Raw genomic sequence first — 15,543 nt, 5'->3', positions numbered from 1 at the left:
AAAAGACCTGATTAGGTACTGGCACATAGCCAATGTCTTTGCGTGCGTTTGCTATGGGAACCAGTACAATCGCGCACTTTTCACCGAGCATGGAAGCAGTTCGGCAAACGCTCACGAGAAGGCCCATGGTTTCTGCAAGTTACTCCCCCGCGTTGGTTTTGATTTCACTGTGTGTCGCCATTTTGGCGTCGTACACGGCCCTTGATCTGGCAGGCCGCATCGCCACGGCCCGTGGTCGTGCCGTTTACCTATGGATGGGTGGCGGCTCGCTGGCGATGGGTTTCGGCATCTGGTCGATGCACTTTATCGGCATGTTGGCGCTGTCCTTGCCCATTGAGCTGGGTTACGACGTGGGCCTGACCCTGTGGTCGTTGCTGGTGGCCATCCTGTCCTCAGGTTTTGCCTTGTGGATGGTCAGCCAGCCGCGTTTGCCGGCGCTGCAATTATTATTTGGCGCCTTGATCATGGGAGCGGGCATCAGCGCCATGCACTACAGCGGCATGGCCGCGTTGCGCATGCAGCCAGGCATCGATTACGACCCGGCACTGTTTGGCTTGTCTTTGGTGATTGCGGTGGGCGCTTCGGCCGCCGCACTGTCGATCGCCTTTCGCTTGCGTCAACAAACGCCTTATGTGCGTCTGGCCAGGGCGGGCGCTTCGGTCATCATGGGGCTGGCGATTGTCGGCATGCACTACACCGGCATGGCGGCTGCGAGTTTTCCTGTGGGCAGTTTTTGCGGTGCGGCGCTCGATGGTTTGAGTGGCAAAGGCCTGGACAACCTGGTGTTGGTCGCCAGCCTGGCGGTGTTGATTATCGCGCTGCTGACGTCGATTTTTGATGCCCGGCTCGATGCGCGGACTGCGGCACTGGCAGACTCGCTGACGCTGGCCAATCAAGAACTGACGCAACTGGCGCTGCACGACAACCTGACCGGGCTGCCCAACCGTATTTTGCTGGCCGACCGTATTGGTCAGGCCATGCGCAAAGTCGCGGAGCAGGGTGGCTGTTTCTCGTTGATGTTTATCGACCTGGATGGTTTTAAACCGGTGAATGATGCGTTCGGCCACCATTTAGGTGATCGCTTGCTGCGTGAAGTTGCGCTGCGCCTGCGTGAGCAGTTGCGCGGGCAAGACACCCTGGCGCGCATTGGCGGCGATGAGTTTGTGCTGCTGGTGCGCTTGAATGAAGCCGATGATGCGCCACAGGTGGCGGCGCGCCAGGTCAGCCTGTTGTCCAGAACGTTTCAAGTGGACGAGCATCAGTTGCAAATCTCCGCGAGCATTGGCATTGCGCTCTACCCCGGCAATGGTGAAAGCGCCGAGGAGTTGTTGATGAACGCCGACGCGGCGATGTACCACGCCAAAGGCGCGGGCAAAAACGGGTACAGCTTTTTTGATGTGTCCATGAACACCAATGCGCGCAAGCAATTGCAACTGCTCCAGGACCTGCGTCATGCCTTGGAGCATCAGCAGTTTTGCCTGCACTATCAGCCCAAATTCGACGCCAGCAATGGCCAGCCGGTGGGGGCCGAAGCGCTGTTGCGCTGGGAGCATCCACAGCAGGGGCTGCTGATGCCGGAGGCGTTTATCGACCTGGCGGAAAAAACCGGGTTGATCATCGCGATAGGCGAATGGGTACTCAACGAAGCGTGCCGACAGATGCGCCTGTGGAGTGATCAGGGTTACAGCCACTGGCGCATGGCGGTGAACCTCTCGGCCTTGCAGTTTTGTCACAAGGGGCTGGTGGACAGCGTGGCGTCGGCGCTGGCGCGTCATCAATTGCCGGCCAACAGCCTGACCCTGGAAATTACCGAAACCACCGCCATGAGCGATGCGGATGCCAGCATGAACGTGCTGCAACAGCTGTCACAGATGGGGGTCGACCTGTCCATTGATGACTTCGGTACGGGTTATTCGAGCTTGATGTACCTCAAGCGCTTGCCGGCCAACGAGCTGAAAATCGACCGTGGTTTTGTGCGCGACCTGGAGCACGACAGTGACGACGCGGCCATCGTCTCGGCCATCGTGGCGCTGGGGCAGGCGCTGGGTTTGCGCATTGTGGCCGAGGGGGTTGAGACCGATACCCAGCAAAGCTTTTTGACCACCCTTGGCTGCGACGCGTTGCAGGGATTCTTGTTGGGCCACCCCAAACCTGCGCAACAGTTCATGGCCGATATCCACCAAGGCCAACAAGCGCTTGTGCAGAAAAACACGGCGCACTGACAAACACCCTGCTGCCAGTTATTCTGCCCGCAGGTTTACACCGTGAATGGGGAACGCGTATTTATGGATAAAGTCATCGTGATCACCGGTGGCAGCCGTGGCATTGGCGCGGCAACAGCACTGTTGGCGGCCCGGCAAGGCTATAAAATCTGCATCAACTACCTGGCTGACGACGCGGCGGCGCACGAGGTGCTGGAGCACGTCCGGGCCTTGGGCGCACAGGCGATCAGCGTGCGCGCCGACGTCAGCAATGAGGACGAAGTCATCAGCCTGTTCCTTCGGGTTGATCAGGAATTGGGGCCGGTGACTGCCCTGGTCAACAATGCCGGGACCGTGGGGCACAAGTCGCGGGTTGAAGAGATGTCCGAGTTCCGCATTCTGCACACCCTTAAAACCAATGTGCTGGGCCCGATCCTGTGTGCCAAGCATGCTGTGCTGCGCATGTCCCCGCGTTACGGCGGGCAGGGCGGCAACATCGTAAACGTCTCGTCGGTGGCGGCGCGCTTGGGCTCGCCGGGTGAGTACGTTGATTACGCCGCGTCCAAAGGGGCGCTGGACACCTTCACCGTGGGCCTGTCCAAAGAGTTGGCGGGTGAAGGGATCAGAGTCAACGCGGTGCGGCCGGGTTACATCTTCACTGACTTTCATGCCTTGAGCGGTGATCCGGGGCGTGTCAGCAAGCTGGAGTCCATCATCCCGATGGGCCGGGGTGGTCGCCCTGAAGAAGTTGCTGAGGCCATTGTGTGGTTGTTATCGGACAAAGCCTCGTATGCCACAGGCACATTCGTCGACATGGGCGGCGGACGCTGAACAGCGCCCAAGCGTTGCTGTGCTTTAGATAGGCTCGCCCTGCCATCCGGCCGCCAGGCCAAGGCGCGGCGGGGCCTTCGCTGCGGCACTGTTGCGGGGGCACGCCGCGACGGGCCCTCCTTGGCCCAGCACGGCTGTCTCGGCATCCCCGCAACAGTAACTGCGCTCAGCCTTCTGTGAGGGGCCTTTGCGTTGTTCGATCTATGAGGGTGGCAGCAGGGAGATATTGAAAAGCTAAAAGCAACCCGGGCGTTGGTCTTGCAATTGAAGTCAATAAGTCGATAATGCGACTTATTACTATTTGAGTCTGGTTGTTTTTTATGAATTGTTCGAGTGGCGGAGTCCCTATGAGCAAAAGCAGCGTTGACCCCATTACCCGTGCGGCTGTTGACTGGATGTTGCTGCTTGAGTCCGGCCACGCATGTCCCTCCCAACGTCAGGTGTTCAAAGCCTGGCTGGCGCAAAACCCGGAACACCTGGCTGTCTGGCAGCGGGTCGCCGATGTTTTAAGTTTTAAATCCCGTCAAACCGCAGACCCTGATCAACTCAAAGAAGTGCGCCGGGTGCTGAGCGCTGGTACTTCGTTCTCGCGCCACAAGGCCATTCAACACGCATGGCTCGCGTTTTTAATCGGTTTGGGGGTTCTGGCCTCGGGCCTGCTGCTCCAGGGCTGATGCCAGGCTGAACGCCAGCGGCAGGCGGGGTAGTAGCGTGGCCTGGTAGGCGTGGTAGAGGTCAGGTTTGCCAGGCCAAATGCGCGCCGAAGGTTGATTGGCTGGGTTCAGTTCGTGATGCCAGCTGCCGTGTTGGCGGTCGATCAGGTGCAGGTCGATGTAGTCCCAAAACTGCGTGTACCACGTTTGATACTGCGCCTCGCCTGTGCGCTGCCACAACGCAGCTGCCGCGGCTGAGGCCTCGGCCAGCGTCCAGTGCAAGCGCTCACGCACCACCGGCCGGTTGTCCTCATCGAGTGTGTAAACAATGCCGCTGCTGCCATCGACATTCCAGCCGTAGCGGCACGCGCTGTGAAACAGCTGGCGGGCATCTTCGAGTAACCATGCGGGCGTCGACAGGCTGCGCTGCGTGCGTGCAGCTTCCAGGTGCAGCAACAGCCGCGCCCACTCAAAGGCATGGCCTGGGGTCTTGCCAAAAGGCCGGAATTGATCGGCCGGGTTATCGCGGTTGTAATCGGGCAAGGGCTGCCAGTTGCCATCAAAGTGCTCAACCGGCAGGTAGTCCGATTGCGCGGCATGTTGATGGATCACCCGTTCTGCAATGCGCAGGGCGCGGTCGAGCCATACGTCTTCATCGAGCACATCGGCCAACGCCAGAAAAGCCTCGGTGGCGTGCATGTTGCTGTTCGCCCCGCGATACGCCTCGCAGTCACTCCAATCGCTGGCAAAGGACTCCAGCAATGCCCCCTCGTCTTCAGACCAAAACGTATCTTCAAGGATTTGGACCGCATCGCCCAGCAGTTCGGCCGACCCTTGCCGACCGGCCATGACCGCCGAACTGAAAGCCAGCGCAACAAAGGCATGCAGGTAGGCTTGTTTGCGGGCAGTACCCGCGTGTGCGGTCGAGGTGGCGAGCCAGCCGCCGTGTTTGGCATCACGCAAAGGCCCGGCCAACGCGGCCAACCCGTGATCGATCAGTTGCACACAATCGGGCAGGCCCTTGAGATGGGCGAGCGCAAAACTGTGCACCATGCGTGCGGTGGTAACGGTGTCTGCGCAAGCATCATCGGCGCGGTGTCCAAAACGGTCCAGACAGGCAAAACCCTGTGGTACTCGCGCAGCTTTGGCGAATTCAATCAGCGTTCGGCCTTGCTCATCAAGCCATTGATGGTGCGCAACAGAAGCCATCGAACCAGCGTGCGTGCGAGTGAGATCAATCATGGGCCACCTGTTTTTTTTGGGCATGATCCAGCGCGTGCAGCCTAAGGGATTGATCATCCGTTGAACAGCTGAAAGGTTTCACTGGTCACCGTGTCACACATGCTGAGGATTCAGCGCAGAGGACAGCTCAGACCTCCGGTCCCCAGCGTTGCGACCAGTCGCTGTCTTGTTTGACGATGTCGCGCAATAGCTCAAGCGCCTGTTGCAGCGCCGCGCAATCACGTTCGCGCGAATACACCAGATAGGTGGGGTAGCTGAATTCTGGCGCTTTGGGCACCCGCTCCAGCGCACCGCTGTTGAGGTAGCTTTGCACCACCCGCGTGCGAAAGTAGCCACTGCCGCCGTTTTCAAGAATGTAGTGCAGCGCCACAGGCCCCAGGTTGAAGCTGAGCACGGCGCGCGCTTTATCGGGCAGTGCAGCATCATGCTGACGCCGAAAGTCTTCGCCCCAATCCACGTACACATAAGGCTCTGGTAAGGCGGGGCGGCGGATTTGAATCAGCTTTTCTTCCAGCAATTGCTCCACCTGCACCCCAGGCCAATACGCGGGCCGGTAAACCAGAGCGGCATCCAGCAAGCCCATTTCCACTTGACGCAACAACTGCTCGCCATCGCGAATTTGCACGCGCACGGCGTGGGAGGTGAGGTGTTGGCGCAGGGCTTTGGTCCAGCTCAGGATCAGCGGGTTGCACAGGCTGACCTCGCCCGCGATATGCAGCACTTGATTGAGCCCTTCGGGGCGCGGCAGATCGCGCCGTGCCGCTTCCCAGGTTTGCAGCAGTTGATTGGCATACACCACAAAGGCTTCGCCTTCGGGGGTTAACCTGGCCCCGGCGCGGTTGCGAATGAACAACGTCACGCCCAGCAGGCTTTCAAGTTTCTGCACCCGTGCCGTGACGGCGGTCTGGGTGACATGCAGGTTCTGGGCTGCGCTGGCAAGGCTGCCGTAGCGAACAATTTCAAGAAAGGTTCGAGCCAGATCCAGGTCCATAGAGGGCCGCCGCAGTGCAAAGGGCGTTCAGTGTAAGTGCAATAGATCGAAAACTCGAAAAATCAGGTGAATCTATTGGCTTATATCAATGCTTATTTTTGCGAATCGTCTAACGTTCGGGGTCTTGGTATTTAAACGCCAAGACCTCTGGCTGCCCAAAAAATCCAGAGGCCCGCATGAAGCGGTGCGGCACCTGCGGGTGTGCCGCACAAGACACATTAAAAGGACAACATAAAAAAATGGATGATTTGAACCGGCAGTACGACATTCAACCTTTAATGCAGGCGGACATGACCATCCTCATCAATGGTCAGGCGGTGAATGCTGCGCAAGGGGAAACCGTACTCAGCGTCTTGAATTCAGTGGGTGTGCGCCAGGTGTCAGCCAACGATCATGGACAGATCAGCGGTGCGTATTGCGGCATGGGCGTGTGCTATTGCTGTTTGGTCAATATTGACGGTCGCCACAAACGTCGCGCCTGTCAGACCGTGGTACACCCCGGCATGAAAGTCGAAACCGGGCACAACCGGGTCGCCGAACAGGAGAAAGTGCTATGAGCCTTAATCCTGTCATCGTTGGGGGTGGCCCGGCGGGTATGTCAGCCGCGATCGAGCTGGCACAGCATGGCGTAGCCAGCACCTTGCTCGAAGAGGCGTCGCGCCTGGGCGGTGTGGTGTATCGCGGCCCGTTGCGCGAAGGCGTTGAGCTGGACTATTTGGGTGAGCGCTATAAAGACGCGCTGCATAAATTGCACGCTGAATTCGCCGAGTTTGGCCATCTGGTCGATGTGCGGCTCAATCATCGCGTGATTGGTGGTCAGGGCGAACAGCGGTTACAAATGCTCGATGCCCATGAACAGGTGCAAGAGATTCAATTCCCGCAACTGTTGTTGTCGGCCGGTTGCCATGAACGCAGCGTGCCTTTTCCGGGCTGGACCACGCCGGGAGTCATCATGCTCGGCGGCCTGCAATTGCAGATCAAAAGTGGTGTAGTCAAGCCTAAAGGCCCGGTACTCATCGCGGGCACTGGGCCTCTGTTGATGCTGGTTGCCTGCCAGTTGCATGCGGCGGGTGTCGAAATAGCCGGTGTTTATGAAGCGTGTGAATTGGGCCGTATCGCCAAAGAAAGCCTGGCGCTGCTTAACCAGCCGCAGTTGTTCCTCGATGGCCTGAGCATGCTGGTGTACCTCAAGCGCCACGGCATCACAGTGCGTTACGGTTGGGGCGTGGTCGAGGCCCGTGGTCAAGGTGAGCTGCAAGAAGTGATTGTTGCGCCGTATTCCAGCACCTGGCAGGCCGACATGAGCAAGGCGCAGCCGGTTGTCGCGCGCACGCTGGCGGTGGGCTACGGGTTTATTCCGCGCACCCAGCTCACCCAGCAAATGGGCCTTGAGCACGCCTATAACGTTGATGGCTATCTGGCTGCAACGGCGAACAGCTGGCAGCAAAGCAGTGACCCGAGTATCCATCTGGCCGGTGATGTCACCGGGTTGCGTGGTGGCGAAGCGGCGATGCTCACAGGGCGTATCGCGGCCCTGTCGATACTGCTGCAGCGCGGGGTCCTGAGTGAAAAACAGGCCCTTGAAGAGCGTCGCGCTTACATGAGTAAACTCAACACCATCGTGCGTTTCCGTGGCGGGATTGACCGCTACACCCAACGCGGCACCCGTCAGATTGACCTGCCTCAGGCCGACACTGTGGTCTGCCGTTGCGAGCACGTGACGCGCGCTGATATCGACGTGGCGCTTAGCCAGGGCGTGCAAGACATGGCCGGGCTGAAAATGCGCACCCGCGTCAGCATGGGCGATTGTCAGGGCCGGATGTGCGTCGGCTATTGCAGCGATCGCTTGCGTGATGCCACCGGGCGCAAGGATGTGGGCTGGTTGCGCCCGCGCTTCCCGCTGGAGCCTGTGCCTTTTTCTGCTTTCACCAATGCCTGCAAGGATGCCTGACATGATCAAGACTTATGACGTTGTAATTGCCGGCGGCGGGGTGATCGGTGCCTCAATCGCCTATCACCTGTCACGCCGCAAAGATTTGAAAATTGCCATGATCGACTGCAAACGCCCTGGCAACGCCAGCCGTGCTTCGGCAGGCGGTTTGTGGGCCATCGGGGAGTCTGTGGGCCTTGGCTGCGGGGTGATTTTCTTTCGCATGATGTCGGCTGAGCGCAAACGCGAAGCCCAGGGCAGCGCAGTGGTGGTGGACTCCAGTACGCCGCACATTCTGCCCGACTGTTTCTTCGACTTTGCCTTGCAGTCCAATGCGCTGTACCCCGGCCTGCATCAAGAACTCAAAGAAAAGCACGGTATGGATTTCAAGTTCGAACGTACGGGCCTCAAGTACGTGATTTACGACGATGAAGACCGCCTGTACGCAGAGCACATCGTGGCCAATATTCCGCATTTGGCCCATGAAGTGCGCTGGCTCGACCAGGCCGCCCTGCGTGAATCCGAACCCAGTGTCAGCCACGATGCCAAGGGTGCGCTGGAGTTTCTGTGCGATCACCAGGTCAGCCCGTTCCGCCTGACGGACGCCTACACCGAAGGTGCACGGCAAAATGGCGTTGACCTGTTCTTCAACACCAACGTCACCGGTGTACTGCGCCAAGGCGCCAAAGTGTTGGGTGTGCGCACTGACAACGAAGGCGTCTTCCACAGTAAAACCCTGATTAACGCGGCAGGCGCATGGGCCGCAGAGCTGAGCGTGATGGCCACCGACTTGAGCATCCCTGTGGCGCCAGTCAAAGGCCAAATCGTGCTTACCGAGCGCATGCCCAAGCTGCTCAACGGCTGCCTGACCACCAGTGATTGTTATCTGGCGCAGAAAGACAACGGTGAAATCCTGATTGGCAGCACCACGGAAGACAAAGGCTTCGACGTCACCACCACCTTCCCGGAAATCAGCGGCCTGGTACAAGGCGCCATGCGTTGCATCCCGCAGTTGAAAGACGTGAACCTCAAGCGCACCTGGGCCGGTTTGCGTCCGGGATCACCGGATGAACTGCCGATCCTGGGCCCCATGAAAGGGGTGGAAGGTTACTTGAATGCGTGCGGTCACTTCCGTACTGGCATCCTGACCTCTGCGATCACCGGCGTCATGCTGGATGCACTGGTGCGCAATGAACCTTTGCCGTTGGACGTGACGCCATTCCTGGCGGATCGCTTTGATTTGCAGCCCGTAGGATTGCCAAAAGTGATGGGCGCGTAAGCACTGCTTTTACGGTAGGAGTTGAGCTTGCCTCGCGAAAGCTAAGTGTCAGTCGGCCTGCAGGTTGAATGCCACATCGTAGCTGCAAGGCAAGCTCGTTTCGGGTTTGTTGTAACAACCTTTGCCCTTGGCGATGACCAACGCTTATACCGTAGTGATCCCGGCCCTTGGTTTAGCTGTACAGACCACTTGCTCAGGGGCGATTTCACGCCACGCGCCATTTAAGTTTTTACACATCGCGATCTTCCCAGGTGGAACCCCGACAGGTGATGAACGCACCTATGGGAGCCTGACCGGAGGATCATGGAAACTCTGACTGACAGGCATAAATTCCCGCCACGTCTGAAAGGGTATCAAGCGAATGTCTACCTTCACGATCCCGTCGATCGCACTCGTCACGCCTCAACTTCCTGCGGTGCCAAGCAAAGAGCAAGCCCGTGGTGTGCAACACAGCCGCTCATCAGTAACCAATCAGACCCTGCCTGTGCAAAACCCCGCGCCATCGCCCGCCAACCCCCAAGAACGTTCAACCAGTGAAACCGGGGTGCCTGCGCAGAGAGTGGGGGGAAATGGCAACTCGTTATCACGGTCTTATTCGCCGCCCCAACTGGATGGCAACACGCACACGATTTATGGATCAAATACGGTTTCACCGCCCGAGGGGAGCTATAGCCTTGATGAGCGAAAGCGGCGTGTCGATGCTTATGCTAATCGGGTAAAAGCGCAGATTGGCAATATAGAGCAGGGGAGCGAGGGTGAAAGAAACGTCAAGTTCCAGAACGCACGCCAGTTCATGGAGCCTTCTGGATTCTTCAGCGCTGGCTTATTGGCTGCGGGGTATGATCCGCATAAAAAAATCACGGTGACGTTCGACGCCTACAGAAAAGAAATAATAGGGAATAAAACAAATCATGTAAGCACTGAAAAGCGAACGTACTTTGCCTGGGAAATTGCAGCCGGCGCGTTGGCACACGACAAAGTTGAGCCGGGTGGCCCGATCAATTTTCAATATATGGGTATTCAGCCCAAAGACCGGAGCAAAGTCGACGCGCTAGAAGTGCTGGGCAAGCAGCTTCAAAATCATTGGGAGAAAGAGGTCGCTACGCCCATGCGCGATGCATCGGGGGAGTTGGCGCAGCGTTCCGGGAAAGCGGATGCCTTTCTTGTAAAGGCCACTTTGCAAAGCCTGGCTAACGACAAAACGGGGTTTGAATCGTTAAGCCCGGCAGGGCAAGCCGCCGTAACACGCACATTGACGCACAACGGTCAGGTCATCATTCCTAATGTGTACGGTTACCCACTGGCCGGGTATGCATTTGTTCCGAATACCCCCTATGACGGCCATTCTGAGCACAGGCCAAATCAGGGGCTGATGATTGATTTACGTAAAGGCAGTGTTCATGAAATCCAGGGCGATGACGGCTTTGCCAAGTGGGCGAAAACACATCGCAATGACCTGCTAAAAAGTTTTAATGCCCGCGATAGACAAGGGGGTAAAGATACGCATTGGCCAAAGGCTGGGGAGGTGCTTGATAACCTGATCGCTGGCAATGATGTGCGTTACGAGGGGTATTTCAATCTTGTCTCGGATCAAGCCATACCGGTGCGGGAAACCTTCAATTACACCCGTTCGCGAAACCGTGATTATGCATTAAAGGAGGGCAGTCTAAACAACGGCCTGGCGTCAGACTATCAAGCCGTGAACACCAAGAACTCAGTATGGTCCGACCAAACACAGGTGTTTGGCAGCTCACAGCAAAGTTGGAAAAGTGTCAAAGAGGCGTGGGGTAACACCTTTGGTTATTTGCCGGTGGTTGGCAACGCCGGCAATATAGTCTTCGGTGTGCATGACGGTATTTATGGCAAAACGGCGGATGATCGAATTCAAGGTAATGCCGCTGCGGTGATTTCGAATCTGCAATTGGCGCATGAACTATTGCCCGGCGCCGTTGAGACGGGATTAGGGGATACCCCTTCACCTAATACGTCTACCGTCAAAGATTACAGTTGGAAACGTAACGAGCAGACGCATGATCTTGAATTACGGCGTGCGCCACAGACGTTAAACACACCGGGTGAAGTGAATGTCCCCGCTCAGGGTGAACCGCCCACCAAAACAACCTCTCACCCAGGGGTCGTCAATAAAAGGGTTGCCACTGAATCTGATATCAACCGGCTGCGTCCCGGCCAAGCGGGGAATATTAGCAGCTATGCAGTGCCTGACGGCGAAAGTTTAATTAAGACGGTTGTGCCGAATGACAAAGGTATTTATCAGCTCAAAAATTCGAGTGGCGCTGACCAGTGGTTCATTCGTCATACCGATAGCAGCGGTGCTTCCAAGGTGTATGAGATCAGGTCCGATTTCAAACTCGGTGACAACCGCGCACAGATTATTGACCCCGTTACTCGTAAACCCGTAATAACGGTCAGTCATACCAACAACGGTGATTGGGTCCGCACTGAGGGGCAAGGGGGAAGTTGGCCTTGGCGCAGGACCACGCCGCCGACTACCCCTGTTGCTGACGAACGACCTGCTTCACCCTTGGCCAGTAAGTTTGAGGTGCAAGGGCTGGACACCACAGGCGCCGAAAAGCTTGATGAATATTTAAAGTTCGATAAAAACGTCAACTATGAGCACGCGGTTAAAAATACGCGACAAGAAAACGGCGTGGTCACGCAAAAGCAATTTCAACTTTCTTGGGAGGTTGCTGACGATAATTACATGATTACGGAGGGGGAAAGAGCCAGGCCGACCGCCTTGGCAGACAGCGACTACTCGGTTAATTTTTTAGCGGATATTGATCGCAATGAATATACGGTCATCAACCGAGAAAAACCTGAGCTCAATATGATGCCTGGCACTCAGATTCAGACGGGGGATGCCATTAAGTTACTAAAACTGCGTCAGTTTGAGGCCGCCATTCCTGATCCGTTAATGCGCGCGCGCATTTCTGAAGTGGCGCATCAAGGTGTGACGGCACACGGACTTAGTTCTATAGGGGGGGGAGATGTTGGACTGAAAGACGGGCTGCTGGCCAGCGGCAGGGGTTTGAGTTTTACAATTGATTATGACCCTGTAAATAATACAGCCAATGTCAATGTCGTTTCCAAGCTTAAAGTTTTTCACGTCGATGAAAACATACGGGAAATTCCGGGTGTAGACGTTACGATAAAGCGCACTTTTTCCATAAGGGAGAGCAATGAAATCGGCGAGGACAGTAATCCTTATGTCATCGATAAACATGCGCCTTCCACCATCGATTTTTCGCTGACTACGGATGTTTAAAATGGGGCGCTGACAACGCCGAGCATCGTGGATGACGTTCCAGGCGCGAGTATCCATATTTCAGGTGGGTTTAAATGATGCCGTATTGCAGTACAACTACGGCGCGTCAGAACGCGATTGAACGCGTTCTGACGATGGTTTTTTTTGTTGACTCATTAACGCTCGCCTAGCGGTATCCGCTTGTAATGCATCTCGGACAGGATAAAAAACTCCTTGTCCAGCAACGTACGCACATCAACCAGAGGCATTCCCCGTAAGTCGGGGGCCAGCCTTATCCCATAATCCTCAATGTTCTTGATCGTCTGCGCTCCTCGCCAGATCACGTGGTACGCCAGGTAATACACCGACTGGCCAGGGCGCAGCCCAATGTTTCGCTGCGCCAGTTTGTCGATGAGCAATGGCTCATCAAACACATCGACCAAGCCTTGCGTTACACGCTCCAATACGTGCTCCAGGCGCAGCAGCACAGACTGCTTCTCGGTTTCGCTGTACCCGTTCCACCCTACGATTTCGTGATGAAAGCGTTTGCAGCCACGGCATACAAGGTCGCCAAAAACCGTTGAGCATAATCCCACGCAGGGCGTTTTAATTTTCTGGCTACACATAAGCATCAGTTTGTAAGGGGGAAGGGTGAATGATGCAGCGGGCTCAATCCCAGCTCAGTGCGCCGCCCGTTTGGTACTCAATGACCCGTGTCTCGAAGAAGTTCTTCTCTTTCTTCAAGTCCATGATTTCGCTCATCCATGGGAATGGGTTAGTGGTGCCCGGGTACTCTTCTTTCAGGCCGATCTGCGACAGACGGCGGTTAGCGATGAACTTGAGGTAATCCTCCATCATTGCCGCGTTCATGCCCAATACGCCGCGCGGCATGGTGTCACGCGCGTATTCGATTTCCAGCTGAGTGCCTTGCAGGATCATCTGCGACGCTTCTTCCTTCATGTCGGCATCCCACAAGTGCGGGTTTTCGATTTTGATCTGGTTGATCACATCGATGCCGAAGTTCAGGTGCATGGATTCGTCGCGCAGGATGTACTGGAACTGCTCGGCAACGCCAGTCATCTTGTTGCGGCGGCCCATCGACAGGATCTGGGTGAAGCCGCAGTAGAAGAAGATGCCTTCAAGCACGCAGTAATAAGCGATCAGGTTGCGCAGCAGTTCTTTGTCGGTTTCAACAGTGCCGGTTTCGAACTTCGGATCGGAGATCGAACGGGTGTACTTCAATCCCCACGCGGCCTTTTTAGCCACCGACGGGATCTCGTGGTACATGTTGAAAATTTCGCCCTCATCCATGCCCAGCGACTCAATGCAGTATTGATACGCGTGGGTGTGAATAGCCTCTTCAAAGGCCTGGCGCAAAATATATTGGCGGCATTCCGGGTTGGTGATCAGTCGATAGACGGCCAGTACCAAATTGTTGGCCACCAATGAATCGGCCGTAGAGAAGAACCCCAAATTGCGCATGACAATGCGGCGCTCATCATCGGTCAGGCCTTCGGGGTTTTTCCAGAGGGCGATGTCGGCAGTCATGTTGACTTCTTGCGGCATCCAGTGGTTTGCGCAACCGTCCAGGTACTTCTGCCACGCCCAGTCGTACTTGAACGGTACCAACTGGTTCAGGTCGGCGCGGCAATTGATCATGCGTTTTTCATCCACCGCCACCCGTGCCGAAGCGCCCTCCAGCTCAGCCATGCCCTCAGCAATGTCCAGCGAATTCAGGGCCGCCTTGGCCCGAATGATGGCCGGTGTGTCACCTGCGGTGACTTGGCGTGCTTTGGCGGCTTCTTGATCGCCAGCGTTGTTGAGTGCGTCCAGTGCAGCCGGTGCGGGTTGCTCGGCACGCAAATCAAGGTCTTCGTTGTCAGAGCTGTCCCAATTCAACATAGGAGTTTCCTTTCGCAGGAGGCGGGTTTGACCAGGGTGTGTGGTCTTGGACGGGCGTAAAAATGTTCGAGCATTAACAAAAACACACCAGGAGTGAGCTGGCCTCGCGAATTTTCGGCGGCGACCTCTCGCGAGTAATCGCGTTCCTGACGGTTGTGTCGATAGCGTAGCTTGTCAGGCTGAAAACACACTATGTGGTGTTAATTGCTCTTTAGTGACACACCATATAGTCGATGGGGAGGGTGGTCAACCCAGAATGCCTGTTCGTGACCACGCCAGTGCAGTGATCAATCTGATAGCCTTTGGCAACTTTTCTTTCGTGCGGACTCGCCATGGACTATTTCGCAGCGCTGAATGCTTTTGTCGAAGCGGCGCACGCCAACAACTTTTCCAGGGCCGCCGAAAAACTGTCGATCAAAGCCTCAACGGTGTCGCGTTACATCAAGGATCTGGAGCACGATCTGGGCATCGCCTTGTTCAATCGCTCAACCCGTACCTTGCGCTTGACCGAGGGTGGCGAGACGTTCCTGCACCATGCGGTGCGGGTACTGGATGAACTGGAGCAGGCCAAGCACGCGACGGCGTCGCTCAACCAGCACCCGCGTGGCCTGCTGAAACTCAATCTGCCCCCCGCATTCGCCCGGCATCACGTTCTGCCACTCCTCGGTGAGTTCATGGCGCAGCATCCCGAAGTCCGCCTGGAACTGATGCTGGACGATCAACATGTGAACTTGATCAATGCCGGCGTCGATCTGGCCTTGCGCATTGGTGTCTTGCCCGACTCCACCCTCAAAGCGCGCCAGCTGGCCAGTGAACGCACACTGGTCTGTGTCAGTCAGGCGTTCGCCCGACAACACCCGGCCCCTTCAAATCCGCAGGCGCTTGGCGCGGTGTTGTTGAACGGTAATTTGCCCGACGATGTTTTCTTTGTGCCTGCTGACGGTTTTATTCACCCCGTGCAGCGGGTGCAAGTGGCAGGCGGGCTGCGCATCAACGACCTGGAGGCGCAATTGCTGGCGGTTGAGCAGGGCTTGGGGGCGGCCTGTTTACCGGACTGGCTGGTAGCGCACAAGCTGGCCTCGGGCGCTTTGGTGCGTTGGTTGCCTGAATGGCAGGTGCAAGCGACGCAGGTGCCTGCGTCGCTGTGGTTGGTGTACCCACCCAAACGCACGGTGTCGTCGAAGGTGCGTTGTTTCATCGACTTTATGGTCGAGCGTGTCGGCAGCCCCGCGTATTGGCAGTCTTGAGG

General features: G+C 56.8%; 12 protein-coding genes. 8 read left to right on the top strand and 4 right to left on the bottom strand.

Annotation, left to right across the window (positions count from 1 at the left end; all coding sequences use genetic code 11):
• Positions 1-125 precede the first annotated feature (125 nt).
• The 3 genes from ACP7A4_RS12210 (at position 126) to ACP7A4_RS12200 (ending at position 3,706) form a co-directional block, all read left to right on the top strand.
• Positions 126-2,222, top strand: coding sequence for a putative bifunctional diguanylate cyclase/phosphodiesterase (locus ACP7A4_RS12210; RefSeq protein ID WP_426247055.1), 2,097 nt, complete (start codon positions 126-128; stop codon positions 2,220-2,222).
• 63 nt (positions 2,223-2,285) lie between these two features.
• Positions 2,286-3,032, top strand: coding sequence for an SDR family oxidoreductase (locus tag ACP7A4_RS12205; protein WP_203303799.1), 747 nt, complete (start codon positions 2,286-2,288; stop codon positions 3,030-3,032).
• Between the two features lie 347 nt (positions 3,033-3,379).
• Positions 3,380-3,706, top strand: coding sequence for a FecR/PupR family sigma factor regulator (locus ACP7A4_RS12200; protein WP_426247053.1), 327 nt, complete (start codon positions 3,380-3,382; stop codon positions 3,704-3,706).
• Here ACP7A4_RS12200 and ACP7A4_RS12195 read toward each other — a convergent pair.
• Both ACP7A4_RS12195 and ACP7A4_RS12190 read right to left on the bottom strand, forming a co-directional pair.
• Complete coding sequence (locus ACP7A4_RS12195) at positions 3,659-4,927, bottom strand: AGE family epimerase/isomerase (RefSeq protein WP_426247051.1); 1,269 nt, start codon at positions 4,925-4,927, stop codon at positions 3,659-3,661. The two genes, ACP7A4_RS12200 and ACP7A4_RS12195, sit on opposite strands and share 48 nt — an antisense overlap.
• A gap of 127 nt (positions 4,928-5,054) precedes the next feature.
• A complete protein-coding gene (locus ACP7A4_RS12190; RefSeq protein WP_426247049.1) occupies positions 5,055-5,918 on the bottom strand; it encodes a LysR family transcriptional regulator in 864 nt (287 codons plus the stop codon).
• A 239-nt stretch (positions 5,919-6,157) separates the two neighbouring features.
• Here ACP7A4_RS12190 and hcnA point away from each other — a divergent pair, with 239 nt between their 5' ends.
• The 4 genes from hcnA to ACP7A4_RS12170 all read left to right on the top strand — a co-directional run bounded on the left by hcnA (position 6,158) and on the right by ACP7A4_RS12170 (position 12,413).
• Positions 6,158-6,475, top strand: a complete 318-nt coding sequence (hcnA, locus tag ACP7A4_RS12185; RefSeq protein WP_048365395.1) for a cyanide-forming glycine dehydrogenase subunit HcnA — start codon at positions 6,158-6,160, stop codon at positions 6,473-6,475.
• Positions 6,472-7,869: a cyanide-forming glycine dehydrogenase subunit HcnB gene (gene hcnB, locus ACP7A4_RS12180; protein WP_059762809.1), complete on the top strand. Its 1,398-nt coding sequence runs from the start codon at positions 6,472-6,474 to the stop codon at positions 7,867-7,869. The genes hcnA and hcnB overlap by 4 nt, the downstream gene beginning before the upstream one ends.
• A 1-nt stretch (position 7,870) precedes the next feature.
• A complete protein-coding gene (gene hcnC / locus ACP7A4_RS12175) occupies positions 7,871-9,127 on the top strand; it encodes a cyanide-forming glycine dehydrogenase subunit HcnC (protein ID WP_059762808.1) in 1,257 nt (418 codons plus the stop codon).
• A 361-nt stretch (positions 9,128-9,488) separates the two neighbouring features.
• Positions 9,489-12,413, top strand: a complete 2,925-nt coding sequence (locus ACP7A4_RS12170; protein WP_426247046.1) for a hypothetical protein — start codon at positions 9,489-9,491, stop codon at positions 12,411-12,413.
• A gap of 155 nt (positions 12,414-12,568) precedes the next feature.
• On the opposite strand, the gene ACP7A4_RS12165 is transcribed toward ACP7A4_RS12170, so the two are convergent.
• Positions 12,569-13,018 (bottom strand): DUF1289 domain-containing protein, encoded by a 450-nt coding sequence (locus ACP7A4_RS12165; RefSeq protein ID WP_059762807.1) that lies wholly within the window; start codon positions 13,016-13,018, stop codon positions 12,569-12,571.
• 43 nt (positions 13,019-13,061) lie between these two features.
• Positions 13,062-14,294, bottom strand: coding sequence for a ribonucleotide-diphosphate reductase subunit beta (locus ACP7A4_RS12160; RefSeq protein ID WP_426247044.1), 1,233 nt, complete (start codon positions 14,292-14,294; stop codon positions 13,062-13,064).
• A 332-nt stretch (positions 14,295-14,626) separates the two neighbouring features.
• Between ACP7A4_RS12160 and ACP7A4_RS12155 the strand changes: the two genes are divergently transcribed.
• Positions 14,627-15,541 (top strand): LysR family transcriptional regulator, encoded by a 915-nt coding sequence (locus ACP7A4_RS12155; RefSeq protein ID WP_048365400.1) that lies wholly within the window; start codon positions 14,627-14,629, stop codon positions 15,539-15,541.
• Positions 15,542-15,543 lie beyond the last annotated feature (2 nt).

Origin of the sequence: Pseudomonas sp. TWR3-1-1, from assembly GCF_049896545.1 — a bacterium.
Classification (GTDB): domain Bacteria; phylum Pseudomonadota; class Gammaproteobacteria; order Pseudomonadales; family Pseudomonadaceae; genus Aquipseudomonas; species Aquipseudomonas weihenstephanensis.
The sequence above is the reverse complement of the archived record's forward strand: the minus strand, read 5'-3'. Positions and strand labels throughout refer to the sequence as shown.